This window comes from Campylobacter sp. B0100352/1, assembly GCF_020135855.1.
Classification (GTDB): Bacteria; Campylobacterota; Campylobacteria; order Campylobacterales; family Campylobacteraceae; genus Campylobacter_D; species Campylobacter_D taeniopygiae.
Genome location: NZ_JACHTP010000014.1, coordinates 15,771 through 33,912, shown reverse-complemented (window position 1 = coordinate 33,912; position 18,142 = coordinate 15,771). Strand labels below are relative to the sequence as shown.

21 protein-coding genes and 1 riboswitch are annotated in these 18,142 nt (G+C 29.1%); of the genes, 10 read left to right on the top strand and 11 right to left on the bottom strand.

What is annotated here, in order from left to right; all coding sequences use genetic code 11:
- The first annotated feature begins 1 nt into the window (after position 1).
- Positions 2-940, top strand: coding sequence for an acetyl-CoA carboxylase carboxyl transferase subunit alpha (accA, locus tag H2279_RS05360; RefSeq protein WP_337195835.1), 939 nt, complete (start codon positions 2-4; stop codon positions 938-940).
- A gap of 77 nt (positions 941-1,017) precedes the next feature.
- On the top strand, positions 1,018-1,605 hold the full coding sequence (locus H2279_RS05355) for an NUDIX hydrolase (protein WP_337195834.1): 588 nt from the start codon (positions 1,018-1,020) through the stop codon (positions 1,603-1,605).
- Between the two features lie 14 nt (positions 1,606-1,619).
- Here H2279_RS05355 and H2279_RS05350 read toward each other — a convergent pair whose 3' ends face one another.
- The 3 genes from H2279_RS05350 to rpmB form a co-directional block, all read right to left on the bottom strand.
- Positions 1,620-2,720 (bottom strand): methyl-accepting chemotaxis protein, encoded by a 1,101-nt coding sequence (locus tag H2279_RS05350; protein WP_137624293.1) that lies wholly within the window; start codon positions 2,718-2,720, stop codon positions 1,620-1,622.
- 10 nt (positions 2,721-2,730) lie between these two features.
- Positions 2,731-2,949 carry a YdcH family protein gene (locus H2279_RS05345; RefSeq protein WP_137624294.1) on the bottom strand — a complete coding sequence of 73 codons (219 nt, stop codon included), beginning with the start codon at positions 2,947-2,949 and terminating at the stop codon, positions 2,731-2,733.
- Between the two features lie 161 nt (positions 2,950-3,110).
- Complete coding sequence (gene rpmB, locus H2279_RS05340) at positions 3,111-3,305, bottom strand: 50S ribosomal protein L28 (protein ID WP_137624295.1); 195 nt, start codon at positions 3,303-3,305, stop codon at positions 3,111-3,113.
- 145 nt (positions 3,306-3,450) lie between these two features.
- Between rpmB and rpe the strand changes: the two genes are divergently transcribed.
- The 3 genes from rpe to thiC all read left to right on the top strand — a co-directional run bounded on the left by rpe (position 3,451) and on the right by thiC (position 6,321).
- A complete protein-coding gene (rpe, locus tag H2279_RS05335; protein ID WP_137624296.1) occupies positions 3,451-4,098 on the top strand; it encodes a ribulose-phosphate 3-epimerase in 648 nt (215 codons plus the stop codon).
- Positions 4,095-4,865: a 3'-5' exonuclease gene (locus tag H2279_RS05330; protein WP_337195833.1), complete on the top strand. Its 771-nt coding sequence runs from the start codon at positions 4,095-4,097 to the stop codon at positions 4,863-4,865. Before rpe ends, H2279_RS05330 begins: the two co-directional genes overlap by 4 nt.
- A 4-nt stretch (positions 4,866-4,869) precedes the next feature.
- Positions 4,870-4,974: riboswitch (TPP riboswitch) on the top strand.
- A 54-nt stretch (positions 4,975-5,028) separates the two neighbouring features.
- Positions 5,029-6,321: a phosphomethylpyrimidine synthase ThiC gene (gene thiC / locus H2279_RS05325; RefSeq protein WP_337195832.1), complete on the top strand. Its 1,293-nt coding sequence runs from the start codon at positions 5,029-5,031 to the stop codon at positions 6,319-6,321.
- Here the strand turns inward: thiC and H2279_RS05320 are convergent.
- From H2279_RS05320 to H2279_RS05295, 6 genes are read right to left on the bottom strand one after another with little or no spacing between them, the layout of a single operon-like run.
- A complete protein-coding gene (locus tag H2279_RS05320; RefSeq protein ID WP_137624299.1) occupies positions 6,313-6,831 on the bottom strand; it encodes a hypothetical protein in 519 nt (172 codons plus the stop codon). The genes thiC and H2279_RS05320 overlap by 9 nt on opposite strands.
- Complete coding sequence (locus H2279_RS05315; RefSeq protein WP_137624300.1) at positions 6,821-7,351, bottom strand: hypothetical protein; 531 nt, start codon at positions 7,349-7,351, stop codon at positions 6,821-6,823. Before H2279_RS05315 ends, H2279_RS05320 begins: the two co-directional genes overlap by 11 nt.
- On the bottom strand, positions 7,348-8,277 hold the full coding sequence (locus H2279_RS05310; protein ID WP_337195831.1) for a clan AA aspartic protease: 930 nt from the start codon (positions 8,275-8,277) through the stop codon (positions 7,348-7,350). Before H2279_RS05310 ends, H2279_RS05315 begins: the two co-directional genes overlap by 4 nt.
- 1 nt (position 8,278) lies before the next feature.
- Positions 8,279-8,908 carry a lysophospholipid acyltransferase family protein gene (locus H2279_RS05305; protein WP_337195830.1) on the bottom strand — a complete coding sequence of 210 codons (630 nt, stop codon included), beginning with the start codon at positions 8,906-8,908 and terminating at the stop codon, positions 8,279-8,281.
- The gene (gene miaB / locus H2279_RS05300; RefSeq protein ID WP_337195829.1) at positions 8,892-10,193 is read right to left on the bottom strand and encodes a tRNA (N6-isopentenyl adenosine(37)-C2)-methylthiotransferase MiaB; all 1,302 of its coding nucleotides are present in this window, start codon (positions 10,191-10,193) and stop codon (positions 8,892-8,894) included. Before miaB ends, H2279_RS05305 begins: the two co-directional genes overlap by 17 nt.
- Entirely contained in the window at positions 10,190-10,432 is a 243-nt protein-coding gene (locus H2279_RS05295; RefSeq protein ID WP_137624304.1) for an HP0268 family nuclease, read from the bottom strand. Before H2279_RS05295 ends, miaB begins: the two co-directional genes overlap by 4 nt.
- Before the next feature lie 126 nt (positions 10,433-10,558).
- Between H2279_RS05295 and nusA the strand changes: the two genes are divergently transcribed.
- Entirely contained in the window at positions 10,559-11,647 is a 1,089-nt protein-coding gene (gene nusA, locus H2279_RS05290; protein WP_337195828.1) for a transcription termination factor NusA, read from the top strand.
- Between the two features lie 24 nt (positions 11,648-11,671).
- On the opposite strand, the gene H2279_RS05285 is transcribed toward nusA, so the two are convergent.
- The gene (locus H2279_RS05285) at positions 11,672-12,901 is read right to left on the bottom strand and encodes an MFS transporter (protein ID WP_137624306.1); all 1,230 of its coding nucleotides are present in this window, start codon (positions 12,899-12,901) and stop codon (positions 11,672-11,674) included.
- A 74-nt stretch (positions 12,902-12,975) separates the two neighbouring features.
- Between H2279_RS05285 and H2279_RS05280 the strand changes: the two genes are divergently transcribed.
- From H2279_RS05280 to recG, 3 genes are read left to right on the top strand one after another with little or no spacing between them, the layout of a single operon-like run.
- Positions 12,976-14,022: a dehypoxanthine futalosine cyclase gene (locus H2279_RS05280; protein ID WP_137624307.1), complete on the top strand. Its 1,047-nt coding sequence runs from the start codon at positions 12,976-12,978 to the stop codon at positions 14,020-14,022.
- On the top strand, positions 14,022-15,242 hold the full coding sequence (locus H2279_RS05275; RefSeq protein ID WP_337195827.1) for a M16 family metallopeptidase: 1,221 nt from the start codon (positions 14,022-14,024) through the stop codon (positions 15,240-15,242). Before H2279_RS05280 ends, H2279_RS05275 begins: the two co-directional genes overlap by 1 nt.
- A complete protein-coding gene (gene recG / locus H2279_RS05270) occupies positions 15,232-17,052 on the top strand; it encodes an ATP-dependent DNA helicase RecG (RefSeq protein WP_337195826.1) in 1,821 nt (606 codons plus the stop codon). Before H2279_RS05275 ends, recG begins: the two co-directional genes overlap by 11 nt.
- Before the next feature lie 31 nt (positions 17,053-17,083).
- Here recG and H2279_RS05265 read toward each other — a convergent pair whose 3' ends face one another.
- Positions 17,084-17,455 (bottom strand): group III truncated hemoglobin, encoded by a 372-nt coding sequence (locus H2279_RS05265; protein ID WP_137624310.1) that lies wholly within the window; start codon positions 17,453-17,455, stop codon positions 17,084-17,086.
- Between the two features lie 78 nt (positions 17,456-17,533).
- Between H2279_RS05265 and H2279_RS05260 the strand changes: the two genes are divergently transcribed.
- Positions 17,534-18,136 (top strand): Crp/Fnr family transcriptional regulator, encoded by a 603-nt coding sequence (locus H2279_RS05260; RefSeq protein WP_137624311.1) that lies wholly within the window; start codon positions 17,534-17,536, stop codon positions 18,134-18,136.
- The last annotated feature ends 6 nt before the right edge of the window (positions 18,137-18,142 follow it).

The following is an 18,142-nucleotide window of genomic DNA, read 5'->3' as shown; positions in this document are numbered from 1 at the left end:
GATGGCTTCATATTTAGAATTTGAAAAAAATATTCAACAACTTGATGAAGATATTGCTAATGCACAAATTAAGGGAGATGTTGATGCCATTGTTATTTTAAAAAAAAATCTTGAAAAAGAAATTATAAAAACTTATAAAAATTTAAACGATTATGGTCGTTTGCAGCTTGCTCGTCATCCTGATCGTCCTTATGCTCTTGATTATATAGATCTTATATTGCAAAATGCACATGAAATACATGGAGATCGTGCTTTTAGAGATGATCCTGCTATTGTTTGTTTTATGGGATATTTGGGCGATAAAAAACTTATTGTTATCGGTGAGCAAAAGGGTAGAGGAACTAAAGATAAAATAGCAAGAAATTTTGGAATGCCACATCCTGAGGGTTACCGAAAAGCTTTAAGAGTTGCGAAGCTTGCAGAAAAATTTCAAATTCCAATTTTGTTTTTAATTGATACTCCAGGTGCTTATCCTGGTATTGGTGCTGAAGAGCGTGGTCAAAGTGAAGCTATTGCTAAAAATCTTTATGAATTTAGCGATTTAAAAACTCCTACTATAGCTGTAGTGATTGGAGAAGGTGGTAGTGGTGGAGCTTTAGCTATAGGAGTTGCTGATAAACTTGCTATGATGAAAAATTCTGTTTTCTCTGTTATTTCTCCTGAAGGTTGTGCGGCAATTCTTTGGAATGATCCTAGTAAAATCGAAGTAGCAACTAAAGCAATGAAGGTAACTGCAGATGATCTAAAAGAGCAGGATTTGATTGATGATGTTATAGAAGAACCCATCAATGGTGCACATAGAGATAAAGAAGGAGCTGCTATTGCTATTGCTAATTATGTAAAAAAAGCATTAGATGAATTAAATGCAATAAATCCAAATGAGCTTGTGGCTAATCGTATGCAAAAAATACTTAAACTCGGAGCTTTTTTAGAAGTTTAATTTATTATTTTATCTTAATTTAAAATACCCGCGATATCATTAATAAAAAATTATTTTCTTATATCAAAGGTTTTTTAATGGCATTTAAAAATTTAAAAGAAATATTATTTGATCATTCCGAATATATTAAGCCTAAACGTTTTTCTTATGAAAGTAATGATAGATATTGCACTTGGGATTTTATAGAAGCAAAAGATAGTGTTTCTATACTTTTATATCATGAAGAATTTAAAAGCTTTGTTTTTGTTCGTCAATTTAGAATACCTCTTTGGTATCATCAGATCCATCATGAAAATTATCAAGGTAAAGAAATAGGATATACAGTAGAACTTTGCTCCGGTTTAGTAGATAAGAATTTATCTTTAGAGCAAATAGCCAAAGAAGAATGTGTGGAAGAGGTTGGATATTGTCCTAAAAAACTTGAAAAAATTAAAGATTTTTACACCGGTTTTGGTTCGGGAGTAAGTAAGCAAAGTCTTTATTTTGCAACCATAAATGAAAATGATAAAATTTCTGATGGCGGAGGAATAGATGGAGAGCAAATTGAAGTTATTTTTGTAAAAATTGAAGAATATGAAAAATTTTCACAAAATATTATTTGCAACCCTTTGTTAGATTTTTCTTATTTGTGGTTTTTAAAAGAAAAAAAAGATTTTTACCTTTAAAAAAGGTAAAAAGATTATTTTTTTGTGCTTTCGTGAAGCATTTCTTTAAAGACGTCGAATAAATTTAAGGAAGCATTTTCAGCTGTTTGACATCTTTCTATGATTTTATGTTGAGTTAAATTTGAACTTACGTCTTCTGCAGCAGCTATATCAATAGCACTATTCATATTTTCATGTACTTTTTCATGAGGTTCTGCAATTTTCAAGAAGCTTTTACTAGTTCCAAATCTTTCTTTTCCAGTACCAGCTAACCATTTTCCAAGACGACAGCTTGTGTGATCTGCTAATCTTTTTCCAGTTTTTGTAAAGATTTCTCTATATCCATTCAGTTTAAAAGCAATATGGTCTAATTTAGCAAGAGATATAAACGCTTCAGAGGCAATATTAACTGCGTTTGAATTTGTAGAATGCGCTTCAGATACAAGATGGGAGAACTTCTCTGAAAAATTGACAATATGAGCACTAGAATCAAGAGAAATTTTTTCAACTTGTTCGCTTTGACTATACATTTCATTAGCATTTTGTTTTAAAAGATTGATATTCATTTCTACTTCTGTAGTTGCTTTTTGTGTTTTTTCTGCTAGTTTTCTAACTTCATCGGCCACGACAGCAAATCCTCGCCCATGTTCTCCTGCACGTGCAGCTTCTATAGCGGCATTAAGTGCTAAAAGATTGGTTTGATCTGATACATCTTTGATTAGATTAATAACATTAGTAATTTCATCAACGCTACGATGTAAAGTTCCAGCTGTATCGCGTGTTTTATTGGCGGATTCTGTGATATTACTTAAAGAAGCATTAATAGAATCTGCAATATGACTCAATTCATCCATTTCTATAAGTGAAGTTTTGGAGTAATTAGATATAACTTCGGCTTTATCAACATTTTCAAGCATATCATTTTGAACTATAGTGATATTTTTTAAAATACCATTTAATAATACGTTTAAAAGATCGGTTTTTAATTTAGATTCTAAAGCTTCTTGCTCTAAGTCTGAAATTTTATTTTTTAACTCTAAATTTTCGGCTTTAATTTTTTGAATTTGATTTGAAAGATTTTTATTTTCTTCTTCTAATTTTTGAAAACTCTCATAATTAGTTTTTTTACTAAACATAGCTCCACCTTTATTTTTTATAATTTTCTAAATATTTTTTCAATTCATCTTTAATATGAAGTTTTTCTTTTTTAAGATTTGAAATTTCAATATCACTAAGAGTTGAAATTTTATTTTCTTCTGCATTTTTAATTTGCTCATCAAGTTCATTGTGACGTTCAAATAATTTATCAAAATGAGCATCTTTACCTTTAAGCTCTGAAATAAGATCGCGATATTCGTGTAACATAAATTTCTCCTCATGTTGTGAAATTAATATTGTATAATTAATTATATCTAAGTAAGTTAATATTTTTACTTAAAAAATATTAAAAATTTAATGATAAATTAAATGTATATATAATTTGGAAAGTTTTAGTGTGATTTTTTGAGGATAAATCCTCAAAAATATTACTTAGAATTTTGTTTTTTTAGGGTTCTTAAAGTAGACGCAGCGATTTTCATTTTTCTAGTAGTACCATCTTCTAAGGTTACACGAACTGTTCTAAGATTAGGTAAAAAACGTCTTTTTGTTTTATTATTAGCATGGCTAACATTATTGCCTACCATTGGCCCTTTGCCTGTGATTTGACATACTCTTGCCATTTTAGTTCCTTATTGTTTGGGATAATTTTTAAATAGGGATTTTAACAAATTTAAACTTAAAATATTCAAATATTTATACTATTTTTATTTATAAATGGATAGAATATTTTTCTAAAAATTATTCTTACAAGAAGGTTTTTTAATCATGTATGTTGCTCCAAGTTTATTATCTGCTAATTTTTTAAATTTAGAAAAAGAAATTAAAGCTGTAGAAGAAGCAGGAGCCGATCTTTTGCATATTGATGTAATGGACGGTTATTTTGTACCTAATTTTACTTTTGGACCTTGCGTGATAGAAAAAATTTCTAGCATTAGCAACCTTCCTTTGGATGTGCATTTGATGGTAGAAGATGTTAAGAAATTTGTAGATTTATTTATTCCATTGAAACCTAAATTTATTTCCTTTCATGTGGAAATAGAAAAACACCCTATAAGAATGTGTGAGTATATAAGATCTTGTGGAATTCATCCAGCTATAGTTTTAAACCCTCATACGCCTATAGATTCTATTAAACACATGATTGATTTTGTAGATATGATTCTTTTAATGAGTGTAAATCCTGGATTTGGTGGGCAAAGTTTTTTAAATTTTACCTATGAAAAAATTAAAACATTAAGAGAACTGATTGATTGTAAAAATGCTAAAGTTTTTATTGAGGTTGATGGTGGTGTTAATGGTTTAAATGCAAGCGAATTAGAACAAGCAGGAGCAGATATTTTAGTTGCTGGAAGCTATATCTTTTCTTCTAATGATTATAAAACTTCTATTTCATCATTAAAGTTAGAATTTTGAGTTCTCAACAAGTTGAGCAAATTATTTCTGTTTTGAGCAAACAAAGCAAACCTTATGAATGGGTGATTAAACAATTTTGCAAAGTTGATGAACTTCAAGATTATCAGCTTGATTTAGAAACTTTTGAACTTTTGGGCTTAGGTTTTTATTTAAATCATGATAATTTTTTAAGTTTAAAAACGCGTACTACAAAAATCAAAGAAGAGACTTTTTGCATAGTAGATATAGAAAGCACTGGCGGTATTAAGCATGGGCAAATTTTAGAAATTGGAGCTGTTAAAATTAAAAATTCCAAAGAATTAGATCGCTTTAATACTCTAATAAAAGTTGATCAAATACCGGAAAATATTACTGAATTAACAGGGATTAGTTTTGATATGGTTGAAAATGCCCCAAATTTAAAACAAGTTTTAAGAGATTTTAAACTTTTTTTAAAGGATAGTATTTTTGTAGCACATAATGTTCGCTTTGATTATGGTTTTATTTCCAAAGCTTTACATGAATGTGGCTTAGGAATTTTGCTTAATCGCTATATTTGCACTATAGAATTTGCACAATGCTGCATACAAAGTCCTAAATATAAACTTGATGCCTTAAAAGAATTATTGGGGATAGAAAGTATCCACCATAGAGCCTTAAGTGATGCTTTAGCGGCGGCTGAAATTTTTAAATATTGTCTAGCAAAACTTCCCTATCATGTTCAAACTACAGAAGAGTTAATAAAATTTATTAAAACCTCTCGCACTCAACGTAAAATTGCGATATAATAATACAATAAATGACGGGAGCTTGTGAAACAGGCTGAGAGTAAGCTAAAAGCTTAGACCGAACCGGATCTGGATAATGCCAGCGTCGGGAAGATTTTATTGTTAAACGCTTTAAAATTTACATTCACCCTTCATTTATCCAAAAAATTTTCAAGGATAAAATATGAAAACTCAAATGCTTTATGCTAAAGAAGGTATTTTTACCAAAGAAATGCAAATTGTCGCCCAAAAGGAGCAAGTAAGTCAAGATTTTTTACTTGAAAATATTGCTTGTGGCAAAATCATCATACCTGCTAATATTAATCATAAAAGCCTTGATCCCAATGGTATAGGATTTGGACTTCGCACGAAAGTAAATGTTAATTTAGGTGTTTCAAATGATTGTATCGATTATAGCGAGGAGATGAAAAAAGTAGAACTTGCACATAAATTCGGAATTGAGGCTATTATGGATTTAAGTAACTATGGAAAAACGAGTCATTTTAGAGACGAACTCATTACTTTTTCAAAGGCAATGATAGGTACAGTTCCTGTTTATGATGCAGTGGGATTCTTAGAAAAAGATTTAAAGCAAATTGAAGCTAAAGATTTTTTAGACGTGGTTTATCATCATGCAAAAAGCGGTGTAGATTTTATGACTATACATGCTGGAATAAATTCACGTGCTGTTAAAGTTTTTAAAGAGGGAAAAAGGCTTACAAATATAGTTTCAAGGGGAGGATCTGTGCTTTACGCTTGGATGATGATGAAGCAAGCTGAAAATCCTTTTTTTGAATATTATGATGATTTGTTAGAAATTTGTTTAAAATATGATGCAACCTTGTCTTTAGGTGATGCCTTGCGTCCAGGTTCTACGCATGATTCAACCGATGCATCACAAATTACAGAACTTATAGAATTATCTTTGCTGACGCAAAGGGCTTGGGAGGCTGGAGTTCAAGTGATGATAGAAGGTCCTGGGCACATGGCAATAAATGAAATCGAAGCCAATATGCAACTTGAAAAACGTCTTTGCAAAGGAGCACCTTTTTATGTTTTAGGGCCTTTGGTGACTGATATTGGTGCAGGATATGATCACATCAGCGGGGCAATTGGCGGTGCTGTAGCAGCTGCGAGTGGTGCTGATATACTTTGCTATGTAACACCAGCTGAACATTTAAGACTTCCAAATTTGGATGATGTTAGGGATGGAATAGTGGCAACAAAAATTGCAGCACATGCTGGCGATATTGCTAAGTTACCAAAAGAAAGAATGAGAGATGATGATATGAGTAAAGCAAGGCAAGATATAGATTGGGAAAAAATGTTTAAACTTGCCATTGATGGAGAAAAGGCTAAAAAGATGTTTAATGAACGCCGCCCAGATGATTTAAATTCCTGCTCTATGTGTGGAAAAATGTGTGCGATGAATACAATAAATCAAATCTCAAAAGGAGAAGATGTCAATTTAATCTGAGTAAATTTCCACAGAAAAATTTATAGCAATGCCTTTTGGTGTTGCTTTTAATGTAATAGGGTAACTGACTTTAATTAAATTATCATAATTTTTTAAAGCATTGATAAAATTGTAAAAATTTTTAGGATTATCCATTAAAGCTTCGATTTTTAATTCTTTACGTAAATATTCTTGTGGAGTTTGTATCTTTATGTTTGTTATTTTGATGTTTTTAAAATAATATTTTAGAAAATCATTGAATTTTTTTTCATCGAATTTTTGTTGAAATTGATCTAAGTTTTTTTCATTGTTATGTTTTAATTGTGTAATTTTATCTTCACTAGTTTTTAAATCGATTTTAAAAGAATTAACCGTTCCAATTTGAGAATTTTCTCTTAAATTAATTTGTTCATAATCTTTCAATACCGGCAATAATAAAAACAAAATTAAAGCCGTGCATATACTAATAAAACTTAAAGCAAGAATGAGAATTCTTACTATATTGAGTTCTTCGAGGCTTTTATCTTTCATCGCAGCAACCTCCAGTATTTTTTTTGCTTATGCTTACAAAACGATACCATCCATTGCTTAAGCGATAATATGTGGTGTTGCTTTGATCAAAAATACTTTTCAAAGGAGTTTCCAAAAGAAGGCTAAACATTTCCATGGTTGGAGTTACTCCAATAAGTTGCAAAGAGTCTTTTTCTTGATCTACGCTTTCAAGTGTTATGGATCCTGTTTGCACAACGATGTCAAAAAGATTTTTTAAGCTTTTTTTTGCGATTTCATTTTGATCTTTGATATTGTTAGCAATTTTACTCTTATTTAAAAGAATTTGGTATAAGTTTTCATTATCTTTGATTTCTTTTTGCATTTTAACAACTTCTTCTTTTTGTTTTTTAATAGAATGAGAAACAAATGCAATTTTTGTTAGATATAAAAAATACATAAAAATGATAAAGACAATTCCAAAAATAAAAAGGGCGGCCCAAATTTTAATAAATAAGGTTAAAATAGGTTTTTTTCTAGGCTTTATAAAACTGTAAGTCATTGAATTTCCTTGTGCATAAGCTCAAACATGAGATCAAAAGTATTTATTTGTTGAGTAGTAATTTCTAAAAAAGTTTCATTTTCCAAAAATTCAGTAGCCTCTATACTTAGTTCTTGTTCGCTTAGTACATGTATATTGTTGATAAAATTTCCAGAATATTTTTCATCGTTGTAAAATTTTTCAATGCTAGAAATAATACAATGTGCAATTTCCATATCGTTATTAAATTGACTTAGATTATCAAAATTTAAAAATCCTTCCTCTTCTGAATCATTTTTTTTCTGTGATAAATCTTCAAAATTTTCATCCAAATTTTCAAAATTTAATTCATTATTGAAAATATCTTCATCTAATTCTTCATTTGATGTTTCATTGTTTTCAGACTCTTGATCTAAAAAATTTAATTCTCCGTATAAAATTTGATGATTTTTGCAAACCATAATTGTTAGCATTTGCCTACATTGATAAGCATATAGAGTTATTTTATCATCATTTTTGTTCTGCTTTGAAATATTAAAATAAAGCAAAGCAAAAGGAGAGTATAAAAAATCTAATCCATTATAATCTTCAAAAAGTTCATGGAAATATTCCACATGTTCGGTTGCTGTATAGGTTAAAGCATTATTAAGGGTTATAAATTTTAAACTTATCTTACCAACATTAAATTTTTCCAAGTCTTCATTTTTTGTGCTCGGGATAAGACCTTGTTCTTTGGCATTTAAAAAAAGTGCAGTATGGAAAAATAAGAATTTTTTACTTAAGGTTTTAACATATTCTAGCAAATCTTCACTTTTTTCAAAGCTTTTTTCGCTGCTACTTATTAATTTTTTATTTCTATATATTGCTGCTTTAAGGATATTTTTTTCATCTTCTAAAATAATACCAATAAAAATTTGAGGTAGGATTTTTTTAAGCAAAAATAACATTCTATTCCTTAAAACTGTCTAATTCTTCAATATCTTTAAAAAAAGCTAATAATTTTTTTTTAGCTTCCTCTTTATCTAAATTTGAAATATCTAAAGGCTCGCTTAATCGATAAATCAATGTTGTAAATGGCTTAGGAAGGATCATTTTATCCCAACTTTTAAATTCCCAAAAATGCTTTGCTTCATAATTTAATAATCTTATTTTAACATTTTTTTTCTGAGCAAGCAATACAGCTCCATCTGCAATATTACGATAAGGACCGCGTGGTCCATCCGGAGTAATAACAATATCGTCTTTTTCATCTAAAACTTTAAAAGCAGATCTTAATGCCGCACTGGCACCTCTTGAGGTACTCCCTCTAATAGTATCTAGATGAAATAATTTAATAATTCTAGCAATCATTTCCCCATCTCTATGATGAGAAATCATAACATAGGCTTTTTTATTTTTTTGTCTAAAATATCTAAAAGCAAAAGGCATTAAAGCCAAGCGTCCATGCCAAAAAAGTATAACATAAGGCGCTTTATCGACTTTATCTCCTTTATAGATTTTTTTACAACTTAAGAAAATCAGCCATTGTAAAATAAATACTAGATACGTTATTAATACGGTTTTAAACGAGTTCCCCATATAAAACCATACGCTTTGCATTTGTGATTTTTACTTTTTTAATTTGCCCCAAAAGTTCTTCGCTATGTTCAACTTGGACTAAGAAATTGTTATCTGTTCTTCCTGCTACTGAATGATTAGGTCTTAATTCTTCAAATAAAACTTCAAATTCTTTATTGTTTTGTTTTTCAACAATTTCATCTAAAATTTCATTATGGCGATTTTGCAAAATAGAAAGTCTTTGAGATGCTACTTCAGGATCAATTTGATTTGGCATAGTGGCTGCTTTGGTTAAAGGACGTTTTGAGTATTTGAAAGAAAACATTTGTTCAAATCGAATTTTTTCCAAAACATCCATAGTATCTTCAAAATCTTTTTCACTTTCTCCAGGAAATGCAACGATAATATCTGTCGAAATGCTAACATTTGGGCATAATTCTCTAAGTTTTAAAGCTCTATTAAGATACCATTCTTTTGTATAGCCGCGTTTCATTGCTTTTAGGATCTCAGTTGAGCCACTTTGTAAAGGCATGTGCATAGATTTACAAACTTTAGGATTTTTTGCAAAAACTTCTAAAAATTTATCATCCATATGCAAAGGATGAGGGCTAGTAAAACGAATACGCTCTAAGCCTTCTATAGTACTAAGTTCTTCAAGTAGATCTGAAAAATCCATTTTTTTATGATCATTTCTAAATCTTTTGCCATAATTATTAACATTTTGCCCAAGTAAAAAAATTTCTTTTGCTCCCTTTTGTACAGCTTTAGTTGCTTCATTGTATATGATGTCAAAAGGTATAGAAATTTCATCACCTCGGGTATGAGGAACTATGCAATAAGTACAATGTTTATCGCATCCTATAGAAATATTAATATAAGATTTATAAATACTGTTTCTAAAATCGGCAAAAGCAAATTCGCTTTCATCATAATCAATATCAACGCTAATAAATTTTGGAGTATTAATAGCTTGAGTAATTTTGGAAATATTTCTTGCGCCTAAAACAAAATCAACATAAGGAGCACGACGAAAAATTTCATTACCTAAATGTGAAGCAGTGCAACCACATACTCCTATTTTAGCATCTTTCTTTTTGACTTTTTCAAATCCCCCAACTTCAGAAAAAAGCTTATGTACTGGTTTTTCTCTAACAGAGCAGGTATTAATAAGTATCAAGTCTGCTTCTTTAATATCTTGAGTTAGAGAATAATTTTCTTTTTGAGTAAGTTCTGCGATCATGTGTTCAGAATCTCTGACATTCATCGCACAACCTAAAGTTTGAATAAAAAGTTTTTTAGCACTCAAAGAATATGCACCTCATACATAAAATCATTATCATCTAAACCATATTTAATAGTTCTATGATAAACACTTAAACCTTTTTTTTCAAAATATTCTACTAGGGCAATAAGATCTTTGTGTGAATTTTCCTTGTCAAAATAGAAAAACTTTTGTCCATCCTTTACTACAGCTTCTTCAATTTTGCCAAGGCTTATATTTTTCGGTTTTTCATCAATTAAATTTCTTGCTAATTTTAAATCCATGTTATATCCTTAAAGCATCTTTTAAATTTATAATTTTATCAAATTTTACTTTTAATTAAACTTATTAAAGGTATACTTTTAATCTACTTTTTAAATTTAAATCCCAAAGTTAAGGTATTAATAATAATGGAAAAAATCGCAGATATCATAGAAAGCATCGCGAATGAAAAAAATTTGGAACTAGAAAGCGTTAAAGAAAAGGTTATTTTAGCCTTAACAAATACCGCTAAAAGAATTTATGGTCAAGAATATGATTTTTTTGTGGATAGAAAAAAATTAAATCTTTATCAAAAAATTACTGTTGTAGCAGATAATGATCCAAGATTGGAAGAAAATAAAGAAAGCTTTATAGCCCTTAGCAAGGCAAAAGCTGAAGCTCCTGATGTTGAAATTGGAGATGAACTTACCTATGAGTGTTCTTTGGAAAATTTAGGAAGAACGGCGGTTAATATATTGCATAAGGAATTAGAATATCATATCCAAAAATTATTAGAGCAAACTATTTTTGAAAAATATAAAAATAAGGTTGGTAAAATAGTATTTGGTAATGTTGTTCGTATTGATAATGATGAAAATACCTTTATAGAAATTGATGAATTAAGAGCTTTTTTACCGAGGAAAAATCGTATTAAGGGTGAAAAATTTAAGATAGGGGATGTTGTAAAAGCGGTTATAAAGCGTGTTTATACCGACAAAGGTATTAAGATGGAATTAAGCCGAACAAGCCCTAAGTTTTTGGAATGTTTATTAGAAGCTGAAGTTCCAGAAATTAAAGATGGATATGTTAATATTATTGGATGTGCAAGAATTCCAGGAGAAAGAGCAAAAATTATACTCAAATCCAATGGAATCAATATAGATGCAGTCGGAGCTACAGTTGGAGTTAAAGGGGTTAGAATCAATGCTGTGAGTAAAGAATTGCACAATGAAAATATTGACTGTATTGAATTTAGCAATGAACCTGAAATTTTAATTGCAAGAACTTTAGCACCTGCTATAGTAAATTCTGTTAGAATTGAAGATAAAAAGGCCATTGTAAGTTTAAACAGTGAACAAAAAAGCAAAGCTATAGGAAAAAGCGGTATCAATATACGCCTTGCAAGTATGTTAAGCGGTTATGAAATTGAGCTTTGTGAATTAAAAAATGGACAATCTGGCCATTCTTTAAGCAATGAAGAAGCCTTAAAGAATTTACAAGATTTATTTAAAATTTAAAGCTAATCTGTAAATTTTTAAAATTTACAGATATTTTTTTTCAAACCATTTCCAATAAAAAGCTGCAAAAATAAATAAAGTTCCAAGAAGAAAAGTGATCATTCTTAAACTTAAATTTAATTCAAATAAAAATCCCATCAGTTGAGAAATAATAGCACTAAAACTAAGATAAACCATATCAGTATAAGCAATCACCCTTCCATAATAAACCTTATCGCAGTTTTTTTGTATCATGGTATAGGTATAAGCCCAAAGCGAAGAAGTGAAAAAACCTGCAGCAATTAGCCCTAAAAAAGAGATATAAAAATTAAATTGAGTCAAAGCCCATAATATAATCCCAAATGCCTGTCCTAAATATAGATAAAATAAGGTTTTATTGTTGATAAATTTGCTTAAAATTACAGGTCCCAATGCCAAAGAACAAGCACGCACAGCATTTAAAAAACCAATCACCAAAGCAGCGGATAAAACTTCTTTGTTGGTGAAAAAAAATTCTTTAATAGCAGATAAAGATTCTTGATATTGATGTTGAGCGAGCAAAGCTACTAAAGTTTCATAAGCTGTTAATCCTATAAAAGCATGAAGCAATATAAGATGAAGTATGATTTTATTTTTTAAAATGTAATTAAATCCCTCTTTAATCATCAAAGAGAAATTATCTTGATTTTTTTGCTTAATTTTGGGAATATCAAGTCTTGTTAAAATTAAAAAGCCACTCATGATAAGAAAACAGTCAAATAAAAAGGCGGTTTTTATTCCAAAGAAATAAATGAAAATCCCAGCACTTGCCATTCCAGCTGTATAAGAAACTGCCCAAATAACACTATGCATTTCATTAGCAAGTTTTAATTCCTGTGTGTTTAGAATTTTAGCAAGAAGACTCATTTCGGTTTGAAAATAAATAGAGGCAACACACAATCTAATGAAGATTAGAATAAATAAAAGCCAAAGCATGCTAAGATTTGTCACAAAAGTAAGACAAAAGATAGAAATAAATTCAATACTTATCATGCTTAATAAAAGCTTTTTAGGTTTATTTCTTTCAACTATAACCCCATTAATAGGGGCGAGTAAAACTCCAGGTAAAAAGGCGAGCATAGCACTTGTCGAGGTTGCCCAAGTAGGAGCATTAAGATTAACCAGTAGGGTAAAAACACCTGTTTGTGAAAACCAAGCACCAAAATAAACTATAAATTGAACCGAAGCTAGAATTCTAATCGTCTTATTATTTTTTAGTAAATCAAAGTAATTCATAAATGAAACTATAGCACAATTTATATTTTAAATGCTATAATATTTTAAAAATTTAATGCATTAAGGATAAATATTTGAAAAGATTAAATAAAACGGAAGCTTTGGATTTATTGAAAAATGCGAGTTTGGTTGAGCTTGGAGAAATGGCTTATCAAAAAAAAATAGAACTTCATCCTGAAAAAATTACTACCTTTGTGGTGGATAGAAATATAAATTATACTAATGTTTGTTGTATTGATTGTTCTTTTTGTGCGTTTTATCGTCATCACAAGGAAAATGATGCTTATATTTTAAGTTTTGAAGAAATTGGTAAAAAAATAGAAGAATTAGAGGCTATAGGTGGAACTCAAATTCTTTTTCAAGGTGGAGTGCATCCAAAACTTAAAATTGAATGGTATGAAGAACTTGTTTCTTGGATTAAAGAGCATTATCCAAATATTACTATCCATGGTTTTTCCGCCGTTGAAATTGCTTATATTGCCAAAGCATCTAAAATTTCCATAGCAGAAGTGTTACAAAGATTGCAGCAAAAAGGTTTATTTTCTATACCTGGTGCAGGGGCTGAGGTTTTAAGTGATAGAGTGCGTGATGTCATAGCACCAAATAAATGTGATACTAAAACTTGGTTAGAAGTGCATCGTCAAGCTCATAAAATCGGCATGAAAAGCACCGCCACTATGATGTTTGGAACGGTTGAAAATGATGAGGAAATTATAGATCATTTAGAACATTTAAGAGCACTACAAGATGAAACGGGCGGGTTTAGGGCTTTTATCTTGTGGAGTTTTCAAAGCGAAAATACCCTTTTAATTCAAAAACATCCTGAAATAATGAAACAAAGCTCTAATAAATATCTTAGACTCTTAGCGCTTTCAAGGCTTTATTTGGATAATTTTAAAAATTTACAAAGTTCTTGGGTGACTCAAGGTTCTTTAATAGGACAGCTTGCTTTAAAATTTGGTGCTAATGATTTAGGTTCAACTATGATGGAGGAAAATGTAGTAAGTGCTGCAGGTGCAAGTTATAGAATGAATCAAGATGAAATGATAAGATTAATTAGAAGTTTAGGTGAAAATCCTGCAAAACGTAACACAGCTTATGAAATTTTGGAGAAATTTTAATGCAATATTTAGAAAGCAAAGGGGTAAAAATTCCTTTTATCTTTGAAAAAAATCAAGATTTGCCTATCGTTGTTTTAAAGCTTGTTTTTCAAAATTGTGGGCGAAGTTATGATGAAATTGCCGGACTTGCAAAAATGTTTTCTCGTATTTTAAACGAAGGCGTTGATGATCAATTTTTTAAAGAATTGGAATTTAGGGCTATTAGTTTAGAAGCAAGTAGTGGTTTTGAGAGTTTAGAAATCAATCTTTCTTGTTTGAAAGAACATTTTAAATTTGCAATGCATCAAATTGAACGATTATTGTTAAATCCTAGAATAGAAGAAAAAATTTTAAAAAAAATAAAAATTAATGTTTTAGGAGAATTAGCAAGTAAAAAAAGTGATTTTGATTATTTGGCAAAAAATTTACTCAATTCTGAAGTTTTTGAATATTCAGAATTTCAAAGTCCTAATGATGGAGATGAAAAAAGTATCGAAAATATCACTTTAGAATCACTACATCACTACCACAAAAAAAATATTCATTTAAATAATTTAGTATGTGTTATAGGTGGAGATATTGAAGAAAAAGAGGCGAAAGATTTTTTAAATGGCTTATTTGAAAAGCTTCATAAAGGAGAAACAAATAAAAACAAAAAATATGATATTTGCAAAGAAAATAAAGATAAAATTTTAATCCGAAAAGAAAGCGAACAGGCTTATATTTATTTTGCCACTCCATTGTATTTAAACCTCGATGATAAAGATATTCATCTAGCCAAAATTGCTTTATTTGTTTTGGGTCAAGGTGGATTTGGCTCAAGAATTATGGAAGAAATTCGCGTAAAAAGAGGTTTAGCTTATTCAGCTTATGCTATGTTAGATGTTAAATTATCTTTTTCTAGAATTTTTGGATATTTGCAAACTAAGAATGAAAGCGCCGCACAAGCAAAAAAAATTATCAAAGAACTCTTTAAAGATTTTTTACAACATGGTATCAATGAAAATGAACTTCTTCAAGCTAAAAATTTCATCATAGGTTCTTCTCCTTTGCGTTATGAAAGTCTTTCTAAGCGTTTAGCTATAGCTTTTAATGAGTATTATCAAGGGTTAGAGCAGGGGTATTATAAAAAAGAATTAAATTTGATACAAAAGGTAAAACTTGAAGAAATCAATGCTTATATCAAACAGCATAAAGAGATATTAAATATGAGTTTTGCTAGTATTCAAAATGAAAATTAAAGAAAATGATTTTGAACTTTTTAAAAAGTTAAAAATAAAGAGCGCTATTGATTTGGCGCTTATTTTACCTAAAAAGATTGAAAATTTAAATTCAAGTAAATTTCCTAAAGAAAATGAAATTTGCACTCAAAAAATTATTTTAAAAAATGTAAATTATAATAAAAATCAACTTTTTGGTACAGGATTTTGCAAAGAGTGGAATAAAAATATTTCTTTTGTTTTTTTTCATCCAAGACCTTGGCATCATAAAATTTTAAAAACAGGAAAAGAAGTTATTTTTAACGCCAAACTCACTCTTTTTAATAATTTTTGGCAATTTAATAATCCTAAAATTTTAAATTCTTTTGAAGGTTTTATTCCAAAATACCAAATTGCAGGCATAAGGGATTTAAAAATTCAAGAATTCATGGCAAAATATCTTACTTTTGAAAATTTAAAAGAAAGTGGAATAGATGATAAATACATCAATTTTCTTTTAAATCTGCACGCTTACGATGAAAAAAGTTTTGCGATGTTTCAAAATTTGGAATTTTTTCTAAATGATTTAAAATATATTGAAATTTTTAATTTTCTAAGACGGTTAGGGGCAAAAAAAACTAATTACAAATCTTATAAAATTGATATTTTCAATATCGACAATTGGCTTAACAACCTCCCTTTTGCACCAACCCAAGATCAAATTAAGGCTTTAAAGGATATAAAGCAAGATCTCAATTCAAGTGAAGCTAAAAGACGGGTTATTATGGGTGATGTTGGATGCGGAAAAACCTTGATTTTATTAGGAGCCGCTTTAATGGTTTATCCAAAACAAGCCATTTTAATGGCACCAACTAGCATACTTGCCAATCAGATTTATGAGGAAGCAAAAAAACTTTTGCCCGATTTTGTAAATATTTTATTTATTAAAGGAGGCAAAAAAGAAAAAGATTTAGCGCAAAAATTACAAAGTGCTAATTTGATTATAGGTACTCACGCTTTAATACATTTAGAAAATCATGAGGCTGTTTTAGTGATGATTGATGAGCAACATCGTTTCGGTTCTGCTCAAAGACAAAAAATTTATACTTTAAACAAAAAAGATTTTGCACCGCATTTTATACAATTTTCAGCAACGCCCATTCCAAGAACTTTAAGCATGATACAATCAGAATTTTTACAATTTAGTTTTGTCAAACAAATGCCTTTTAAAAAAGATATTTCTACTTTTTGCATACAAAATGAAGATTTTTCAAAATTAAATGAAAAGATAAAAGAAGAGATTGCACAAAATCATCAAATTATTATTATTTATCCTTTGGTTAATCCAAGCGATAAAATTCCTTATCTTTCTTTGGAACAAGCTAGTGAATACTGGCAAAGTCATTATGAAAAGGTTTTTATAACTCACGGAAAAGATAAACAAAAGGATGAAATTTTAAAGCGTTTTCGCGATGAAGGAAATATTTTATTAAGTACTACCGTCGTAGAAGTTGGAATTTCTTTGCCAAGATTAAGTACTATTGTCATAGTTGGGGCAGAGCGTTTAGGACTTGCCACTTTACATCAACTTAGAGGAAGAGTCGGAAGAGTGGGGCTTAAAAGTAGTTGTTATCTCTATACAAAACTTAAAGAAATTCCTATACGTTTAAAAGAATTTGCAAACACTTTAGATGGTTTTAAAATCGCAGAACTTGATCTTAAAAATCGTTTGAGTGGAGATTTGCTTGATGGCTTTTTTCAACATGGAAGTGAATTTAAATTTTTTGATTTTTCTAAAGATGAAGAGATTTTAAAACAAGCAAAAGAGGACTTGAGAAAAATAAAAATTTAATTTTTATAATGGCGTCGATTAGTAAGACGCCTTATTGATAAAGCATATTTTTAAAATGAGAGGCTATCATCTGTGCTCGTTGTAAAATTACATTTTTCATTTCTTCATTATAGATTTTATCCAAGCTTTCTTCAAAAAGTTTTAACCAAATTTCAAAAAATTCTTCAGGAAAAGAAGGTAATTCGAGATGCTTTTTTAAAGGTTGTCCATTGTAATCACCTTTGCCCAAAAGAATACCTGACCAAAAATTTCCTATTTTTATTTTATGTTCCTCCCATTGTTTGTCGCTTGTTCCTATGGCATTGTTAAAAATAGATCCCAAATTTTCATCTTTTCTTATTTTTTCATAAAATATTTCCATAAGTATTTTTATATTTTCTTGAGTAATAGTATTTGATTTCATAGTCGATTTTCTCCAATATTAATTTTATAAAGCTAATATAACAAAAAATAGGAGAATTTTATTTAACATAGGTTAAAAATGAAGGATGAAAATTTATTAAAATATTTATATAAAATAGGAAAAACAAGAAAAATGCAAAAAAATAATATTTTATTTTATGAAGGAGAATTGGCAAAAAATTTTTTTATTTTATTGCAGGGAAGAATACGAGTTTATAAACATGCTAAAGGTGAAAAAGAAATTACTCTGCATTATTTCAAACCTTTTGATTTTATTGCAGAAATGCCAGCTTTTAAAAGATTAAATTATCCAGCGAGTGCTATCTGTGAGGAGGAGAGTCAAATATTAGAAATTAATTTTATTGAGTTTGAAAATTTATGTAATAACAATAATGAATTTAACTTGATACTGATTAGTTCTTTATTAAATAAGATAAAAATTTTGGAGAAAAAGATATTGCAGAATTCTTTAGATTTGAAAACAAAATTACTAAAATATATTTTGGAAAATGAAAAAAAATTAGATACAATTCCCCAAAAACAAATTGCGATAGATTTAAACGTAAGAGTGCAGTCTTTATCTAGGATGTTAAAAGAGTTAAAATTAGTCAAACTAATTGACACAAAAAAAGGTAAAATTGAAATTATAAATAAAAAAGCACTCTTGGATGAAGTTTGGTAAAATTAA